Genomic DNA, 17,386 nt, shown 5'->3' on the forward strand with positions numbered 1-17,386 from the left:
TTTACTTTCCTCCCTCACTTTGTATGAGACCATCCACGATAAGGTCAATGAAGAGATCGATTGTTTGCTGATAGACTGCTAGCCCAATTTCCTTTTGGTGTAATGTTAACAAGAACAAGGAACGAAGCAGTCCTGCTATTACCTCTGGTTTTTCTTCAATCTTGAATCCTTTCCTTTTTAATTTTTCAAGCAAGGGTAAAAATGATGACGAGTCATTTTTAAAATGCTTCTCTAGTAATTCTGGTGATAGTTTTTTTAGCATTTCCTGCAAGTTGTTGCCGATGTATAATTCACGAATTAATGGATTTGTTTCAATCGTATGAATCAATTCGCGAAGCATGCTTTTGATTGCTTTTTTTGGTTGCTTCTCCTTGAAAATATCTACTTTCGTGAATTGCTCCCTAATCTTTTCTTCTTCCTTTTCTAGGATGATGAAGTACAGCTCTTCTTTTGAATGAAAGAATTTATAAAAGGTTCCTTGAGCGATTCCTACATTTTTAGTGATTTCAAGAATACTTGTTTTTTGAAAACCCCACTTACTAAACAGAATTTTTGCTTGTTCTATAAGAGAATTAGTGATCACTTCTTTCTCATGTTCATTAAATCCTCTTGCCATAATAATCACTCCTTCGATATGATTTTATGAATAAAATTATTTTATATTCATAAAGATTATACTACTTTTTAACAAATAGGAAAAGATTTATTTTTAGTTCAATTGCTTAACATCCTAATAAGCCACCCTGTATTAAGGGTATATTTCAATAAATACATGGAAAAAATAAGTAATATAAAAAATTGGATGAAAAGGGGTGGACCACTTGTCAGGACCAGCATTAAGAAAAGTAGATAGTCATTCAGCCATTCATGATGCTGCATTGCAGGAAGCAAGAGAATTGACGAATGTTATCGAGCGTTTTTGGAGAAATGGTAATAAGGAAAGGGCATTAAAGACGGCTTTTATTACGATAGAGCATTGGCAAACAAGAACACTCGCTCATGCTGATGCGGAAGAGGAAGGGCTTTATCAAGAGATTGCTGCCCAATCTAGCGAGAAACACGAAAAAATTATGGGACTAAAGCGAGACCATGATTTAATGCGAGGAATCGTAAGCGATTTAAAAGAGGAATTAAGTACGAATGGGATGAATGAAGGTATCATTCAACAATTGCATGCACTTATCATTATTGATGAATTACATAATCAGGATGAAATGAAAGTATTACCAGACCATTAATAGGAGGTGAGTGTATTGCTATTAGTATCCTTCTCTCCATTTTTATACCAACAGTTGCTTGATACGATTCAAAAGGAAAATCTACATTCATTTGATATCGATGCACATGTGATAAAAGGAAATCATCACATAGAAATTGAGATTTACTTTGGTGAAAACTTTCAGCATGTAACGAAGCAAAGTTTTCCAGTCAAGATTTTAGAAGAAAGAGATCAAGACTATTTAAACTTTTGTACAAAAATTGGCCAAACATGTAAAGAAACGATGATTCAGGATTATTTCAAGATGATGAAGCTATAACTTTCTAAAAGCGAGGGAATTACTATGTTTTTATATGAGCAAGAAGCTCAAATGGGTGATGATCGTCAAGATTTGATTGAAATATTACAGATGCGTTTTGGTGTCCTTCCCGAAGAATTAGAGGAGCATCTCTATCAACTTAGCGAATTCGAAACATTGCAGCGACTCATTTTAGTAGCTGCCAATGCTCCTACTCTCCGTGTATTTATGGAAGAACTTCAGGAAGGTAACCATCCTTTTAAACTAGTAGGGGAAAGATTTAATCCATTAAGAAAAATAGGTGATAGAAATGAAGAATAATCCCCTTTTTAAACATTTGAAATTTTTAACACCTGGTCAAAAGATTAACCAAGGTTTTACGGAAGAAAGTAAACGTCCGCGCGATTGGGAAAAAATCTATCGAAATAGATGGGGTCATGACAAAATTGTCCGATCCACACATGGTGTAAATTGCACTGGCTCCTGCAGCTGGAAGATCTATGTAAAAGATGGCATCATTACCTCAGAAACACAACAAACGGATTATCCTTCAACAGGGGAAGATTTCCCTGAATACGAGCCTCGTGGATGTCCACGAGGTGCTAGTTTTTCTTGGTATACCTATAGTCCTGTACGAGTTAAATATCCGTATATTCGTGGTGATTTATACGCAATGTGGAAGGAAGAAAGGGAGATAGGCCAGGATGCTGTTCAAGCATGGAAAAATATCACAGAAAATCCAAAGAAACGTGATAGCTTTATAAAAGCACGTGGAAAAGGTGGATTTGTTCGAGCGGAATGGCAAGAGGTGTGTGAAATAATTGCAAGTGCGACCATTGCGACAATTCAAAAATACGGCCCTGATAGAATTGTTGGATTTAGCCCTATCCCAGCGATGTCTATGGTTAGTTATGCTGGAGGAACCCGTTTCTTATCATTAATTGGTGGAACGATCCTAAGCTTTTATGACTGGTATGCTGATTTACCACCAGCTTCTCCACAAGTATGGGGGGATCAAACGGACGTACCAGAAAGCGCTGATTGGTACAACTCTAAATATTTTATTATTTGGGGAACAAATCTACCACAGACGAGAACACCAGATGCTCATTTTATGGTGGAGGCTCGTTACAATGGAACCAAAGTGGTTGGTGTTAGTCCTGATTATGCAGAATACGAAAAGTTTGCAGATCTTTGGTTGCCAGCTCGTGCAGGTACAGATGGAGCATTAGCTATGGCAATGACACATGTCATACTCAAAGAATTTTATGTGGATAAACAAACCCCCTATTTCATAGATTATGCCAAGCGTTTTACTGATTTACCTTTTTTAATCACCATTGATCAAAAGAATGGTCAATTTCGTTCAGGTCGTTTCCTTCGTTCATCGGATTTGTCTGAAGACCATAAATTAGGCGAGTGGAAGCCAGTTGTCTGGGATCAAACAACTAACCACTGGGAGACACCAAATGGAACCCAAGGTCATCGTTGGGATGAATCAAGTAAATGGAATTTAGAGCTAACCAAAAAGGATGGAACAGTCATTGACCCTCAATTAAGCTTTATCAACCAATCTGACACCGTTATCGAAGTAGAGTTCCCCTATTTTGCAAAAGCAGAAGGTGACGTGATAAAGCGAGGGGTTCCGGTAAAGGAGATACAACTAAAAGATGGTGAGCAAAAGTATATCACAACGATTTATGATTTAATGATGGCCCATATTGGCGTACCGCGAGGGTTGTCAGGAGATTATCCGGAAAATTATGAAGACCCCAAACCATATACCCCTGCGTGGCAGGAAAGTATAACAACAGTACCAAAACAGCATGTGATTCAAGTAGCAAGAGAATTCGCAGACAATGCAGAAAGAACAAAAGGTAAATCCATGATTGCCATGGGTGGTGGTACAAATCATTGGTTCCACAGTGATCAGATATACCGATGTATATTAAATCTCATTTTGCTTACAGGGTCACAAGGTGTCAATGGTGGTGGATGGGCTCATTATGTTGGTCAGGAAAAGGTGCGACCAGTGGAGGGCTGGCAGCAAGTAGCCTTTGCTAGGGATTGGGGGGAAGTCCCTCGTTTGCAAAATGGAACATCCTTCTTTTATTTTGCAACAGATCAATACCGTTATGAAGAAAGTCAGGCATATCCTGAAAATAATTGGCGTAGCAAGTATATGAAAATGCACCCAGCAGATGTAAATACTTTAGCGGCGAGACTTGGCTGGTTACCATCATATCCACAATTAACGCAAAATAGCATCGATGTTGTGGCACAAGCGCGTCAACAAGGTGCTAAGGATGAGCAAGAAATTATTCAAAGAGTAACAGACCAATTGAAGAAGGGAGAACTTGATTGGGCAATCGAAAACCCTGATAATCCACAAAATTTCCCGCGGGTCTTTTTCAATTGGCGTTCTAATCTATTAGGGGATAGTGGAAAAGGTCACGAATATTTTGTAAAACATTTTATTGGTGGCGATAATCAAGTATTGGCACAGGAGGGCACATCCTGGCGACCGGAATCTGTCCATATGAACGAAAAAGGGGCGGAAGGGAAGGTTGACCTATTTGTCAGTATGGACTTTCGAATGACAAGCTCTGGGCTTTTCTCTGATATTGTGTTACCAGCGGCTACATGGTATGAAAAATATGATATTTCCACAACCGATATGCATCCATTTATTCATCCCTTTAATGCTGCAGTTAACCCGCCATGGGAAGCCAAAAGTGATTGGAATACTTTCCGCGAAATTGCGAAGGTTTTCTCAGAATTGGCAGCAGAGCATTTGCCTGGAGAGACAGAGGAGTTAATGATGTCACCACTTGGCCATGATTCACCAGGAGAAATAGCCCAACCATTCGGTGAAATTAAGGATTGGCGTAATGGAGAGACCGAGGCTATCCCAGGAAAGACCATGCCAAGCATGCAAGTGGTTAGAAGAAATTATAGCAAGACCTATGATAAAATGACGACAATTGGTGACACATTAAAGAACGGCTATGGAATGAAGGGAGTGCACTACCCTGGGGAAAAGGTCTATCAAGAATTAGAAAAACGATTGGGAACGTCCAAGCGGGAGGGACTTGGAAAAGGTCATCCTGAGCTCTATAAAGACAAGGATGCGATCGAGGCTATTCTGCTTATGTCTGGAGCATCTAATGGTAGACGAGCGGTGGAAGGATGGAAATCATTAGAAAGCAAAACAGGTCAGCCATTAGCTGAAATCTCTAAAACTAGAGAAGAAGAGGCCTTCACCTTAGATGATCTGACAGCACAGCCAAGACATACCATTTCTACACCTGTATGGAGTGGCTTAGAAAAAGACCATCGACGCTATTCCCCATTTACGGTTAATAAGGAATATAAGATTCCTTGGCGTACATTAACGGGTCGTCAAAGCTTTTACTTAGACCATGAAATGATGCTTGACTTTGGCGAAGGATTGCCAACCTATTTACCACCACTTGCCCATGGACCTTATATTAAGGGAGAAAAAGAAGCAGAGCATGATCAACCATCACTTACGATTCGTTATTTAACCCCACATCAGAAATGGGGTATTCATACGATGTTCACAGAAGCTACTCCAATGGTCCAGTTATTTAGAGGTTGGCAGGTTGTTTGGATGAATGAAAAAGATGGTGCCAAAATCGGGCTAAAGGATAATGATTGGATTGAGGTTTATAACCGTAATGGCGTAGTGGCAGCACGTGCAGTGTTAACCTACCGAATTCCAGAAGGGATGGCCTATATGTACCATGCACAGGATCGCACAATGGGTGTACCTGGAACGACCATTACGAAAAAGCGTGGTGGAACACATAATAGTGTGACTAGAATTACTGCGAAACCAACTCATATGATTGGTGGGTATTCGCAGTTAAGCTATGGTTTTAATTATTATGGGCCTACGGGAAGCCAACGAGATACAATCGCTATTATTAAACCGATGAAGGAGGTCAACTGGCTTGAGGATTAAAGCGCAAGTAGCAATGGTCATGCATTTGGACAAATGTATTGGATGTCATACATGCTCTGTAACCTGTAAAACAACATGGACAAATCGACCAGGGGCAGAATATATGTGGTTTAACAATGTAGAAACACGTCCAGGCCCTGGCTATCCAAAACAATGGGAAGATCAAAATCGGTATAAAGGGGGTTGGGTGTATCGTAATGGAAAACTCCGCCTACGTGCAGGTGGTCCATTATCTAAATTAAAAAATATTTTCTATAATCCTGATATGGAAACCCTCGACGATTATTATGAGCCTTGGACCTATGATTATCAGAATCTGATCCATCGTAAAAAGGGGGACAGTTTACCAGTTGCTCGGGCCAAGTCTATGATTACAGGTAAATATATAGATAAACCAGAGTGGGGATCGAACTGGGACGATGATTTGGCAGGTGGTAGTGAAGTGGTACCAATGGATCCTAATGTCGAGAAACTGCAGGAACATATTGCAATGGAATATGAAAAAACCTTTATGATGTACTTGCCACGCATTTGTGAGCATTGCTTAAATCCATCTTGTGTAGCATCCTGTCCTTCAGGAGCATTGTACAAAAGGGAGGAAGATGGCATTGTCCTAGTTGATCAGGATGAGTGTCGTGGTTGGCGTTTTTGTATGAATGGCTGCCCATATAATAAAGTGTACTATAACTGGAACACACATAAAGCAGAAAAATGTAATTTCTGTTATCCAAGAACAGAAGCAGGCTTGCCCACGATATGTTCCGAGACATGTGTCGGACGTATTCGTTATATTGGGGTCGTTTTGTATGATGCTGATAAAGTGAAAGAAGCGGCATCTGTAGAAGATCCAAAGGAATTATACGAGGCTCAATTGGCTTGTTTCCTCGATCCGTTTGATCCAGAAGTGATCGAAAAAGCAAAAGAAGCTGGGATAAACGAAGAATGGATTACCGGGGCTCAGGATTCGCCTATTTACAAAATGGCGATGAAATGGAAAATTGCTTTACCATTACATCCGGAATATCGTACTTTACCAATGGTTTGGTATGTTCCGCCACTCAGCCCGATTATGAACCACATTACTAATGAAGAAGAATTAAACACAGATGGTTACATCCCTGCAATTGATCAAATGCGAATACCGGTAGAATATTTAGCATCACTTTTATCAGCTGGAGATACCGATGTCATTCGTAATGTCTTACTTAAATTAACTGCCATGCGCGTGCATATGCGTCAAAAGACAGTAGGAGGGATTGACCCATTAAGTGAAAGTGATTTATTAAAAGCTGCTGATATGTCTGAAGAACAAATAGAGGAGATGGCAAATTTACTCGGAGTCGCAAAATATAAAGATCGTTTTGTCATCCCAACTGGAAGAAGAGAAATGCAGGATGATTTATTTTACAAACAAGGTGCATGTAGTTTAGAGGAAATAGCTCCACCTGAAGGTATGGTTACCTATCCATTTGAAAGAGGGAAAGATGCATGAAACAAAAAGAAGCAGAATTATTAATAATAGCAGCTCGATTGTTAGATTATCCATCAAAGAAAAGTCTCGAATATGCTCTAGCATGGACTAGACAATCAACGATTTGGTCTAAAGACCAGGAACGTGTTGTCAACGTGTTAAGTCCACTTCAAAAAATGAACTTCTTAGAGCTAGAAAAACTTTATGTAGATACATTTGATCTCAAGGCAAAAATCGGATTATATTTAACAGCTCACGAGATTGGGGACAGTCCCAAAAGAGGCGCGGCTTTAGTTAAATTACAGAAAATCATCAACCAAGCTGGTTTTGACAGGAGAGATGGTGAATTAGCGGATTATATGCCGATGTTATATGAATTAGTGGCGGTTATGGATGAAACGGATGATGCCATTCGTTTGTGGAAGCGATTAGGGAATGCCACTCAAATTATTTATAATCAATTGCCAGAAAATAATCCGTATTATCCTCTGATTTCATTATTAATGACAGATGTATTCCAAGCACCAACAAAAGAAGAGTTAAAGCAAATGGAGCGAGATCGTGAAAAAACGGATCTAGATGAGTTACCATACCCATTGCTGTATAACTAGCTATTCTTAGGGAGGAAAACAAAATGTTAGATATCTTTTTGTGGGTGGTTTTTCCTTATATTACACTAACAATCATGGTTTTAGGTTGTTTGTATCGTTTTATGTATCGACAAAAAACTTGGGTAGCGCCATCAACAGAATTTCTCGAGAAAAAATGGTTGCGAATTGGTTCACCACTTTTTCATTATGGAATTCTCTTAGCTATTATCGGTCATGCGATGGGGCTAATCATCCCAATCGAGTTTTATCGAGCACTTGGGATTAGTGATCATCTCTATCATATTGGGGCTATTTATGGTGGAGGAATTGCAGGTCTAATGGTAGTAGCAGGTGTTATCATTTTGTTGATTCGCAAGGTTACAATGGATCGTGTCAGAATCCATGCTACCTTTGCTGACTTTTTCACTGTGATTGCTTTAATTATAGTAGCTGGAATCGGTACCTATATGACGATTGTTTATAATACGACCGTAGAAGCCTATGAATACCGGACTACGATCGGACCATGGTTCCGAAGCTTGTTCGCATTTCAACCACAGTATCACCTAATGGCAGAAGTCCCTACTCTCTTTAAGGTACATGTAGTAGCATCCTTTGGCTTATTTGCATCGATTCCTTTCACGCATTTAGTTCATATCTACAGTGCTCCTATCCATTATTTAGCAAGATCACCACAGCAATATCGATCACGATCCGGTTATCAGGTGAGAAAATGATAAATCTGGCTACCAATCAAGAATAGTTGGTAGCTTCATTTGTTTTTCTTGACTTCATAAACTTACAAAAGTATAATTACTTACATAAAGTAAGTTAGCGAAAAGGAGGAAGTTTATGAACTTTCATCAAAAACCGATTACCTTTGTTAGTCATGTTCATTTGAAAGTAGAAGATTTAATTCGATCTGTTCAATTTTACAAAGAAGTGGTCGGATTTACTATATTAGAACAAACCAAAACATTAGCAAAACTAACAGCGGATGGCAAGAATACCTTATTAACCATTGAACAACCCGAAGATGTTCTACCACAACAAGGGAGAACTACAGGTCTTTATCACTTTGCTATCCTGTTGCCAAAACGCTCGGACCTTGCTGATTTTGTTTATCATTGTGTTGAACGAGGAATAAGGCTTGGTTCCTCTGATCACTTGGTCAGTGAGGCACTTTATTTTCATGATCCAGATGGAAATGGCATTGAAGTATATACTGATAGAGATCCATCCACATGGATATGGCAGGATCAGCAGGTAAAAATGGCCGTCGATCCATTAGATTTCGAGGATTTATTAAAGCAAGGTAGTCGTCATGGCTGGAAGGGGCTCCCTAAGGATACAGTGATGGGACATATTCATCTTCACGTCGCAGATCTTGCTACAACCGAGGAATTTTATAGGCAAGGTTTAGGCTTTGAAGTAGTTGAACGCTTCAGCGATCAAGCTCTGTTTATTTCAACAGGAAAGTACCACCATCATATTGGGTTGAACACATGGAATGGAGTAGGTGCACCAAGACCAGTAAGGAATAGTGTTGGACTTAAATGCTATACTATTAAATATCCAGATAAAGCGACACTACAAAAGGTTGCAACAAACTTAAAAGCAATAGGCGCAAAAGTTGATGTGAAAGAAGGCAAATTAATTACAGAGGATCCTTCTGGAAATCAGATTATTCTATCTATTTAAGCAGTTTATAATTAAATTTAATACGAAACAAATTAAAAGAATCTATTTATAAAAGTGGATTCTTTTTATTTTATTTTTCACAGCATTAATCATCTGTAAGACTCCACACTTATACATTGGAAAAATGTGTTAGAATTAGTGTTAAGAGAAAATTGTTAGAAGGAAGGATCCTTGAATGAAAAAAGCAATCATAAGCATCGCCACCATAATTGGAATCACTTTAATACTTACCCTTATTTACTATCAAAATAGCGAACCTACACTACCCACAGATCAGCTTGTTCAACAAAATATAACCCCACAAACACAGCAAGAACCAGAGCCATTACAACCGATCGGGGTAACAGAGAAGCTTGGCTATTCCCTTCAAAATGATGAGGTGCAAATGACTTACGATAACGGCGAAACTTGGATGAAGGTACCAATTGAAAAACAAGATTTATTTGAAATAACCTATAGAGGGAACGAGCAAGAATTAGAAGAAGGCAGCTTCATTTTTTCAGAAGAATTAACTGGATTTCTATATTCAAAGGCGGGAAATATTGTATTTCACTATTCAAGGGATAAAGGGGAGACATGGCAGGAGGCAATAGTGCGAAATTCACCATTTCCGATGCGCTTTCGAAAGATAGACTTTATTGATTCTAGCTTCGGGTATGCCATCTTCACTGGAGATAAGGCGATGAGTCAGGAAGAATCGTTTGTCTATCTCACATTTAATGGTGGCGAAACATGGCAAAAAACAAATCATCCTGGTGTAACGCGACTCATAGCAGATGGAGGATTTGTTGACCATCAAACAGGTTTTTTATCCTTTGGAATTTTAAACCCAGAGGCACCTGAGCTTCATGTATCCCAGGATGGGGGAAATAGCTGGACAAAAGCACAAATAAATATGCCTAATAAATATGATAGAATATTTGTTATTGCTGAGGTTCCCTTTATAGAAGATGACCATTTAGCACTTCTTATTCATCAAGGGCCATCTGGAGATTACATGGGTGGTAAGGTGAAAGGTAAATTTATTTCCAAAGACAATGGGCTTACATGGGAATTTTTGATGGAGGTTGAACCGAATGAAGAAGCATAAGCTATCCATCTTCCTTGGATGGATTTGTTTGCTAATAGCATTAGGCAGTTTTTTGTTACAAATAGGTAGTCTATATGTACAACAAAAATACCAGTTAGAATATATTGATCATCGCCTATTTTATATCATTAATATCGTATGTCTTATTTTTATCTTGCTGGCACTCTTTTTATTTGTTTCATTTAAGAAATCGTGGATCATTTCTATGAGTTGCTTTGTGCTACTATTTACGATTATTCATCTCCTTTTCATGCAAAATGATCAAAAGGAAATTAGGAATGTTACCAGTATTTCTCCAGATAGGAACCATGTATTTTCGATTAAGCATAATATTAGCACTGGAGAGAGTGTATATTATAGGTCGCGTTACAAAATTTTAGGTCAGGCTAAAGAAACTTTACCAGACTTAATTCAAAGTGACTTGAAAATAGATTGGTTAGTCAATGATGTGGCAGCCGTTACATATCAGGCATCTAATGGATCGATTCAACAGTTTGTTGCTACATTTGGTGATCGTGGTGATGGAATGAGCTACTACTATGTGGGTGCAGAAATTCACGGAAGATGGCAGTCAGATCAATTGGAAGTACGATCTTCCTCAGATGGAATTTTAATAAAGCAAGGAACAAAAGAAGCTTTATTTAACTGGGAAAATATCGAACAATTTGGAACATTGGCGTTAGTATTATCGAAAAATGGTGAAGCGAAGTGGACAATTGCATTAGACGAAAACTTCCAAAAATCATCTGATACAGCAACTATGGCTCCTTCCGGTAATATTATTTTATCGAAAGCAGTGCTCACAAATAATCAGCCAGTAAAGCTATCCTTTGTAAAAGAGTAAGGAGGAAATATATATGTCACAACTACATAAGAAAGAAGCACCAAAATCAATTACTTGTAAAATCATCACAGTCAGTGATACAAGAACTGAAGAAACGGACAAAAGTGGAAGACTGATGCGCGATTTTTTAGAAAGAAATCATCATCAGGTGAATGCTTATGAAATTGTCAGAGACGAGTATAAAGAAATCCAAAAGGCGATCGAACGAGGAATCGAACAGGAAGGTATTGAGGCCATCTTGTTAAATGGAGGAACAGGGATTGCTAAACGTGATGTCACAATAGAAGTAGTGAACAATATGCTAGAAAAAGAGATGCCAGGATTCGGTGAAATCTTTCGAATGTTAAGCTTTCAAGAAGATATAGGATCGGCAGCGATCTTATCAAGAGCAACTGCTGGAGTTATAAGAAATAAAACCATTTTCGCAACACCAGGTTCTTCAGGAGCAGTTCAATTAGCGATGGATAGATTAATCATTCCTGAGCTTGGACATGTGATGAGGGAAATCTATAAGGATATAAAATGAGGGGGTGTCCTAACTGAGAATAGAATTTATTCATTATATGATAAAATCGTCCATCGGTGTTATGATTGGTACTATCTTAGGAATACTCGTTAGGATTTATATCGTATTAGAATCAGGTGATGAATTCATATCATTAAAAAGTTTAGATATATTCATCATGTTGATTTTATTCCTTGTTAACTTAATTGTTTTCATAGTTTTCAAAAGAAAGAAGAGCCAGTTTAAGGGAGAAGAAAAGCAACACTCCTTCTAAATGTTAATCTAAAAGCTGCCTAGAATAATGGCAGCTTTATTATTGCTAACTAAAACATTACTTTTTTGATGGAGATCTTTCGTCACTAGGCGTACTGTGCAAGCGAAATGTCGCTTTCTACTAGTTACAATGTTAAATAAAGAAGCTATTATGATATATAGGCGTCAATACATTTCAGCATGAAATATAAGCAATGCATAAGGAGGGCACCTACCTATGATGCCTCAAAAACGAATAAAATTCCCTGTAGGCTTTTGGAAAGGAATAGCCCAATTAGGGATTACTGCACAAGATGTTGTTCGAAAAGCTCACCTACCTTTAACTATCATAAAAGAACAAGCTGTTACGAACGACCAATATTTCGCGATCTGGCAGGCATACTCAGATCTGATGGATGACACAGCCGAAGGAATTATTAAGCTCGCATCTGGGTTTGAAACAACGCTTTACCCGCCAACTGTTTTAGCGACTTATCATGCTCGAGACTATCGTGATGCTTTACATCGAATGGCTCGATACAAACGAATGTGTCCTCCAGAAGCTTTACGTATCACAGAGAAGAAGGATCATTGTATCATCGAATTAGCCTGGTCAGAGTCAGATAACGTGCAAGCAGGTCCACCGATGTTAATTGGTATCACACTAGCATTTCTATTAGAACTAGGGCGTAGAGGTACAGGGCAACCTTTGGCTGCAAAGAGTGTCGAATTCGCGCAATCAATGGGTGATGTACAAGCACTTGAATCCTATTTCGGTTGTCGTGTGAAGACCTGCGGCACAAGTAACCGATTAATATTAGAACGGAAAGATTTGGATCGACCGTTTGAATCGTATAATGCAGAATTATTGGAGATACTTACGCCAGTATTAGACCAATCATTAGAGGCTGAACAAAGTAATCGTTCGATTAAAGAGATGGTGAAGTGGATCACGAAACGCAGTCTTTCAGGAGGACGTCCTAACATTCAAATTATTGCCAACGAATTAGGGATGAGTGGGCGTACTTTACAGCGTCGGCTTAAAGATGAAAGCACTAGCTTCAACGATCTATTGACACAAGTCCGACATGAGATGGCAAGAGAGTTCTTGGCAGATCTAAAGCTTGATTTAAAAGAAGTGGCTTTTTTGCTTGGCTATGAAGATTATAATTCCTTTTTTCGAGCCTTTCGTCATTGGGAAGGAGATACCCCTTCAAACTGGCGTGATGATCATAGAGAAACAGAGTCAAAAATCTAACAATGCTTTTTTAGGAGGAGAACATTACCATGGATATGGGATTAAATAATAAAACTGCTTTAGTTACAGGATCGACGAAAGGAATCGGTAAAGCAATTGCTTTTGAGCTTGCCAGAGAAGGAGTAAATGTACTCATTAATGGACGAAGTAATGAGGAGGTAGAACGGATTGTTCAAGAAATAAAATTAGAATTTCCTGCTACCTCTCCTCAAAATGCCACTGCAGATATTGTAGATAGCAAAAAAAGAGAAGCTTTATTTAAAAAATACCCAAATATTGATATTTTAGTTAACAACATGGGAATCTATGAAATTATGCAATATGAGGATATTGAAGATGAGGTATGGGAAAAATATTTTCGGACAAACGTGCTTGCTGCAAATGGATTATCAAAATTTTATCTACAAAGTATGTTAAGAAATGAATTTGGACGCATTATTTTTATTGCAAGTGAAGAAGCAATGATGCCCTCAGGGCAAATGCCTCAGTATTGTATGACAAAATCTATGCTATTATCCTTGTCAAAAACATTATCGAAATTAACAAGAGGAACGGAAGTGACAGTCAATACGATTATGCCAGGACCAACCCTTTCTGAGAATGTTCAGCAAATCATTGAGGGTATGTACTCGAATAAAGAGATGTCATTTTCAGATAAAGAGAAAGCATTTATGACAACAAATCTGCCGCAATCTGAACTTCAGAGGTTTATCAAGCCGAATGAAATAGGCCGATTAACGACATTTTTAAGTAGTCCCTATATAGCGGCATTTAAAGGATCTCCAATCCGTATGGATGGGGGAATGGTGCCGACTATTTATTAAAAAATATCTTCTCTACAGGAAGGGATCCGAACCTCTATCCAAATCAAAGATTGAGTTCGGATTTTCCTTTCGTTTTAGACATCTACCATTACTCCACTTTCATTAACCTAGCTTGTTTTATAGTTGAGCCTGTTATGGCAAAATGATACTCCGCACCTTTAGTTGCTTCTATTATCATACTTGGTTTGAGAGTTATACCAACATTATCCTGTTCTGATTGGAAGATAACAACTTCTACTTTCATCTCACCATCGAACGGGAAATCCTTCTCAAGGAAGTGAAATATCATATTAGAATCTTTAGCTAGGTTGGACATATCGGCATTCATCATAGTTGGTGAAGTGACCTGTTTTCCATCTTTGAAAACTACAAGACGTATATGGTGAATCGTGAAATTACCCTGGTGCTCAACGATTAACTCCATCCCTTCATCTGTTTTGATCGTGGAATCTTGAGAAGAGGCATTTGGTGGATCGGTTAAATATCGATCTGGATTAATTAAGGTAGGTACACTTAATAAAGCAATTATCATAAGAGCAGCAATCGTAACCATCGACATTTTCCAGTTTATTCGTGAGTGTCTGCTCGTTTTAACCGGCTCGTCAATCATTTTGTTTATTTTAGAAAAACTCTCTTCCTTTTCCTTTTTCGATAGATGGATTTTGGCATTCAATTGCTTTAAATCATTATCAAGTTTTTGATAATTACCTTTATTCATGAATATATCCCACCTTGTTTAATTCTTTTTTCAATGCTTTCATCCCTCTAAATAAATTGACCTTTACTTTATTTTCGGACCAACCTAGTATGTAACTAGTTTCTTTTATCGATAATTCCTTTATTTTGCGTAATACGATCACATCTCGATAATGATGCTTTAAGTTACTTAACGCTAAATATAGTTCCTTTTCAGATTCATTCATCATCGCGATTTGTTCGGGTGAACTCTCGTTTATATTGGATGTTGACCCGACCTCTAAGAAATAAGCAATCGGTCTCTGTTTACGTACATAATCTATCGTAAGATTACGTGCAATGCGGCTTAACCAGCCTTTGTAATTTTCCCCCTGGAATGTCTGCAAATGGTGATACGCTTGTAGGAAGGTATCCTGCATGATATCTCTTGCTTGGTTATAATCCCCTAGCATAAAAAAGACATATTGAAAGATATCGTTATGGTATGCATCATACAATTGATTAAGCAGATGTTGGTACTTGTTGTGATCCAAAACCTCCATTCCTTTCTCTGATCTTATTCTTGGTTTCTACTATAACAACGGATTCATTACATTAAAGTTACACTTTTTCTCATAAAAATAAAATAGCATCTGAGCTTAAGCCAGATGCTATTCTATCCCCTTATATATGGACCACTTTTTCCGCCAGTCTTTTCGACTAGGTAGGTTTCTCCAATCACCATATCCTTATCGACAGCCTTACACATATCATAAACCGTTAGTGCGGTAACAGATGCAGCAGTAAGTGCCTCCATCTCCACACCTGTACTTCCTTTTGTTTTCGCTTCAACCGTTATGATTAAATCATATCCATTATCCAGCGTACTCCATGCAAACTCGATATTTACCCCACTAAGTGGTAATGGATGACACATAGGGATGATCGTCGAGGTTTGTTTAGCGGCCATAATTCCAGCAACCTGTGCTACAGACAGCACATCCCCTTTACCAATTGTTTGATCTACTATTTTTGTATAAATTTCTTTATTTACTTGAATACTAGATTTAGCGATTGCTGTTCTACTTGTTATTTTTTTATCGGTAATATCGACCATTTTTGCTCTACCTTGTTCGTTAATGTGTGAAAATTTTCCCATAATTGTCACCAACCTTTGAACACTATTTGAATACTATTATACATTATTCTAATTCAGAAAAGAAACGTGTTATAATAGAGAAAATGAATTAGTGAAGAAGGTCACATAATGAAATTTGCTGAATACTTATTAATTTTCATGCTTTTTATCATGAGTGGTTGTTCGACAGAATCTAAGGAAATCACTGTTTCCGCAGCAGCATCCTTAACGGATGCTCTAAATGAGGTAATAGAAGTCTATGAAAAAGACCATCCCAATGTGGAAATTCATGTCAATTTAGGTGGATCTGGAACACTTAGTCAGCAAATCATTCAAGGAGCCCCAGTTGATTTATTTTTTTCCGCTTCTTTAGAGATGTTTAACCGTGTGGTTGAAGAAGGAATGATTGATAAGGAGGACGCGATTCCACTATTATCTAATCAGCTTGTATGGATTCAATCAAAGGATCAAGCAATAGTAGAGAGTATCGAAGAAATGAACAAAATAGCGATCGGAACACCTGAAACCGTTCCAGCTGGAGCCTATGCGCAACAGGCTCTTACCTCCCAAAAGCTGTATGATCAAGTAAAGGATAAGCTCGTTTTTACAAAGGATGTTCGTCAAGTATTACAATATGTAGAAAGTGAAAACGTAAATGCTGGAATAGTGTATAAAACAGATGCCCTTCCATCAGAGAAAGTAATGGTTAATGAAGAATTATCCATTGGAGAACATGATGCAATTATTTATCCAGTAGGGATCATTAATAATTCTAAAGAAAAGGATACGACCAACTCTTTTTTAACATTTCTACAATCAAATGAAGCGATTAAGATATTTAAAGAATATGGTTTTAATGAAATTGATGGTGACATAGATGGAAGCATTTTTTCAACCAATTAAATTATCCCTTTTTATTTCCTTTATTTCCTTAATTATTGTGACAATATTAGGGATGCTTATTGGATGGGTAATGGAAAAGAAAATATTTAAAGGGAAAGTGGTCCTTGATACGATTCTACTATTACCAATTGTACTGCCTCCGACGGTGATTGGCTTTTTGTTAATCATTATTTTTGGTACCAATGGGGTATTTGGCGAGATCAGTTCTTTTTTCTTTGATCAAACTATCATGTTCACGATCTGGGCGGCAGTTATCGCAGCAGTTGTCGTTGCCTTTCCATTAATGTATCAATCGGTTCGAACAGGTATTTCTCTTGTGGATCCTGCGATTGAGGATGCGGCAAGAGTGGATGGAGCTGGGGAATGGCGAGTGTTTCGATATATCACCCTTCCATTAATAAAAAAATCAACGATGACAGGCGTTGTGTTAGCATTTGCTAGAGCATTAGGTGAATTTGGGGCTACCTTAATGTTTGCGGGCAATATTCCAGGTACAACCCAAACCGTTCCGATGGCCATTTATGTAGCGTTTGAATCGAACAAAATGGGTCTGGCTTGGGCTTGGGTATGGTCGATTATTGTCGTTTCTTTCATTATGATCGGAATTATACGTAAATCTGCCTAAACAAT

The 17,386-nt window shown here is 38.1% G+C and carries 19 protein-coding genes; 15 read left to right on the forward strand and 4 right to left on the reverse strand.

Annotation, left to right across the window (positions count from 1 at the left end; translation table 11 throughout):
• Position 1: 1 nt before the first annotated feature.
• On the reverse strand, positions 2 to 616 hold the full coding sequence (locus tag ACZ5N5_RS09795; protein WP_054860938.1) for a TetR family transcriptional regulator: 615 nt from the start codon (positions 614 to 616) through the stop codon (positions 2 to 4).
• Between the two features lie 196 nt (positions 617 to 812).
• Between ACZ5N5_RS09795 and ACZ5N5_RS09800 the strand changes: the two genes are divergently transcribed.
• The 13 genes from ACZ5N5_RS09800 (at position 813) to ACZ5N5_RS09860 (ending at position 14,040) form a co-directional block, all read left to right on the forward strand.
• Positions 813 to 1,238 carry a hemerythrin domain-containing protein gene (locus ACZ5N5_RS09800; RefSeq protein WP_342767762.1) on the forward strand — a complete coding sequence of 142 codons (426 nt, stop codon included), beginning with the start codon at positions 813 to 815 and terminating at the stop codon, positions 1,236 to 1,238.
• 15 nt (positions 1,239 to 1,253) lie between these two features.
• Positions 1,254 to 1,538 (forward strand): hypothetical protein, encoded by a 285-nt coding sequence (locus ACZ5N5_RS09805; RefSeq protein ID WP_054860939.1) that lies wholly within the window; start codon positions 1,254 to 1,256, stop codon positions 1,536 to 1,538.
• Between the two features lie 24 nt (positions 1,539 to 1,562).
• Positions 1,563 to 1,838 carry a hypothetical protein gene (locus ACZ5N5_RS09810; protein ID WP_054788014.1) on the forward strand — a complete coding sequence of 92 codons (276 nt, stop codon included), beginning with the start codon at positions 1,563 to 1,565 and terminating at the stop codon, positions 1,836 to 1,838.
• Positions 1,828 to 5,505: a nitrate reductase subunit alpha gene (locus ACZ5N5_RS09815; RefSeq protein WP_464368353.1), complete on the forward strand. Its 3,678-nt coding sequence runs from the start codon at positions 1,828 to 1,830 to the stop codon at positions 5,503 to 5,505. The genes ACZ5N5_RS09810 and ACZ5N5_RS09815 overlap by 11 nt, the downstream gene beginning before the upstream one ends.
• Complete coding sequence (gene narH, locus ACZ5N5_RS09820) at positions 5,495 to 6,997, forward strand: nitrate reductase subunit beta (RefSeq protein ID WP_109985833.1); 1,503 nt, start codon at positions 5,495 to 5,497, stop codon at positions 6,995 to 6,997. The genes ACZ5N5_RS09815 and narH overlap by 11 nt, the downstream gene beginning before the upstream one ends.
• Positions 6,994 to 7,587: a nitrate reductase molybdenum cofactor assembly chaperone gene (gene narJ, locus ACZ5N5_RS09825; protein WP_109985834.1), complete on the forward strand. Its 594-nt coding sequence runs from the start codon at positions 6,994 to 6,996 to the stop codon at positions 7,585 to 7,587. Before narH ends, narJ begins: the two co-directional genes overlap by 4 nt.
• A 23-nt stretch (positions 7,588 to 7,610) precedes the next feature.
• Positions 7,611 to 8,303, forward strand: coding sequence for a respiratory nitrate reductase subunit gamma (narI, locus tag ACZ5N5_RS09830; protein WP_109985835.1), 693 nt, complete (start codon positions 7,611 to 7,613; stop codon positions 8,301 to 8,303).
• A 115-nt stretch (positions 8,304 to 8,418) separates the two neighbouring features.
• Entirely contained in the window at positions 8,419 to 9,267 is an 849-nt protein-coding gene (locus ACZ5N5_RS09835; RefSeq protein WP_054788012.1) for a VOC family protein, read from the forward strand.
• 175 nt (positions 9,268 to 9,442) lie between these two features.
• Complete coding sequence (locus ACZ5N5_RS09840) at positions 9,443 to 10,357, forward strand: WD40/YVTN/BNR-like repeat-containing protein (RefSeq protein ID WP_464373713.1); 915 nt, start codon at positions 9,443 to 9,445, stop codon at positions 10,355 to 10,357.
• Positions 10,344 to 11,201, forward strand: coding sequence for a hypothetical protein (locus ACZ5N5_RS09845; protein ID WP_464373714.1), 858 nt, complete (start codon positions 10,344 to 10,346; stop codon positions 11,199 to 11,201). The genes ACZ5N5_RS09840 and ACZ5N5_RS09845 overlap by 14 nt, the downstream gene beginning before the upstream one ends.
• 13 nt (positions 11,202 to 11,214) lie before the next feature.
• Positions 11,215 to 11,727, forward strand: a complete 513-nt coding sequence (locus ACZ5N5_RS09850; RefSeq protein ID WP_109985838.1) for a MogA/MoaB family molybdenum cofactor biosynthesis protein — start codon at positions 11,215 to 11,217, stop codon at positions 11,725 to 11,727.
• A 472-nt stretch (positions 11,728 to 12,199) separates the two neighbouring features.
• Positions 12,200 to 13,216, forward strand: coding sequence for an AraC family transcriptional regulator (locus tag ACZ5N5_RS09855; RefSeq protein ID WP_464373773.1), 1,017 nt, complete (start codon positions 12,200 to 12,202; stop codon positions 13,214 to 13,216).
• A gap of 29 nt (positions 13,217 to 13,245) precedes the next feature.
• Positions 13,246 to 14,040 carry an SDR family NAD(P)-dependent oxidoreductase gene (locus ACZ5N5_RS09860; protein ID WP_464373715.1) on the forward strand — a complete coding sequence of 265 codons (795 nt, stop codon included), beginning with the start codon at positions 13,246 to 13,248 and terminating at the stop codon, positions 14,038 to 14,040.
• 88 nt (positions 14,041 to 14,128) lie between these two features.
• On the opposite strand, the gene ACZ5N5_RS09865 is transcribed toward ACZ5N5_RS09860, so the two are convergent.
• The 3 genes from ACZ5N5_RS09865 to moaC form a co-directional block, all read right to left on the reverse strand.
• Positions 14,129 to 14,758: a hypothetical protein gene (locus ACZ5N5_RS09865; protein WP_054788006.1), complete on the reverse strand. Its 630-nt coding sequence runs from the start codon at positions 14,756 to 14,758 to the stop codon at positions 14,129 to 14,131.
• Complete coding sequence (locus ACZ5N5_RS09870) at positions 14,751 to 15,278, reverse strand: RNA polymerase sigma factor (protein WP_464373716.1); 528 nt, start codon at positions 15,276 to 15,278, stop codon at positions 14,751 to 14,753. Before ACZ5N5_RS09870 ends, ACZ5N5_RS09865 begins: the two co-directional genes overlap by 8 nt.
• 113 nt (positions 15,279 to 15,391) lie before the next feature.
• Positions 15,392 to 15,874 carry a cyclic pyranopterin monophosphate synthase MoaC gene (gene moaC, locus ACZ5N5_RS09875; RefSeq protein WP_109985842.1) on the reverse strand — a complete coding sequence of 161 codons (483 nt, stop codon included), beginning with the start codon at positions 15,872 to 15,874 and terminating at the stop codon, positions 15,392 to 15,394.
• A gap of 108 nt (positions 15,875 to 15,982) precedes the next feature.
• Here moaC and modA point away from each other — a divergent pair, with 108 nt between their 5' ends.
• Both modA and modB read left to right on the forward strand, forming a co-directional pair.
• Positions 15,983 to 16,756, forward strand: a complete 774-nt coding sequence (gene modA, locus ACZ5N5_RS09880) for a molybdate ABC transporter substrate-binding protein (RefSeq protein WP_464373717.1) — start codon at positions 15,983 to 15,985, stop codon at positions 16,754 to 16,756.
• Positions 16,731 to 17,381 carry a molybdate ABC transporter permease subunit gene (gene modB / locus ACZ5N5_RS09885; protein WP_109985844.1) on the forward strand — a complete coding sequence of 217 codons (651 nt, stop codon included), beginning with the start codon at positions 16,731 to 16,733 and terminating at the stop codon, positions 17,379 to 17,381. Before modA ends, modB begins: the two co-directional genes overlap by 26 nt.
• Positions 17,382 to 17,386: the final 5 nt, after the last annotated feature.

The organism is Gracilibacillus sp. JCM 18966 (assembly GCF_055392695.1).

Coding starts and splice junctions, on each gene's coding strand:
- ACZ5N5_RS09795 (WP_054860938.1), bottom strand. CDS start 616: ATGGCAAGAGGATTTAATGAACATGAGAAAGAAGTGATCACTAATTCT.
- modA (WP_464373717.1), top strand. CDS start 15,983: ATGAAATTTGCTGAATACTTATTAATTTTCATGCTTTTTATCATGAGT.
- ACZ5N5_RS09810 (WP_054788014.1), top strand. CDS start 1,563: ATGTTTTTATATGAGCAAGAAGCTCAAATGGGTGATGATCGTCAAGAT.
- ACZ5N5_RS09840 (WP_464373713.1), top strand. CDS start 9,443: ATGAAAAAAGCAATCATAAGCATCGCCACCATAATTGGAATCACTTTA.
- modB (WP_109985844.1), top strand. CDS start 16,731: ATGGAAGCATTTTTTCAACCAATTAAATTATCCCTTTTTATTTCCTTT.
- ACZ5N5_RS09870 (WP_464373716.1), bottom strand. CDS start 15,278: ATGGAGGTTTTGGATCACAACAAGTACCAACATCTGCTTAATCAATTG.
- ACZ5N5_RS09855 (WP_464373773.1), top strand. CDS start 12,200: ATGCCTCAAAAACGAATAAAATTCCCTGTAGGCTTTTGGAAAGGAATA.
- ACZ5N5_RS09835 (WP_054788012.1), top strand. CDS start 8,419: ATGAACTTTCATCAAAAACCGATTACCTTTGTTAGTCATGTTCATTTG.
- narJ (WP_109985834.1), top strand. CDS start 6,994: ATGAAACAAAAAGAAGCAGAATTATTAATAATAGCAGCTCGATTGTTA.
- moaC (WP_109985842.1), bottom strand. CDS start 15,874: ATGGGAAAATTTTCACACATTAACGAACAAGGTAGAGCAAAAATGGTC.
- ACZ5N5_RS09865 (WP_054788006.1), bottom strand. CDS start 14,758: ATGAATAAAGGTAATTATCAAAAACTTGATAATGATTTAAAGCAATTG.
- ACZ5N5_RS09815 (WP_464368353.1), top strand. CDS start 1,828: ATGAAGAATAATCCCCTTTTTAAACATTTGAAATTTTTAACACCTGGT.
- ACZ5N5_RS09850 (WP_109985838.1), top strand. CDS start 11,215: ATGTCACAACTACATAAGAAAGAAGCACCAAAATCAATTACTTGTAAA.
- ACZ5N5_RS09845 (WP_464373714.1), top strand. CDS start 10,344: ATGAAGAAGCATAAGCTATCCATCTTCCTTGGATGGATTTGTTTGCTA.
- narI (WP_109985835.1), top strand. CDS start 7,611: ATGTTAGATATCTTTTTGTGGGTGGTTTTTCCTTATATTACACTAACA.
- ACZ5N5_RS09860 (WP_464373715.1), top strand. CDS start 13,246: ATGGATATGGGATTAAATAATAAAACTGCTTTAGTTACAGGATCGACG.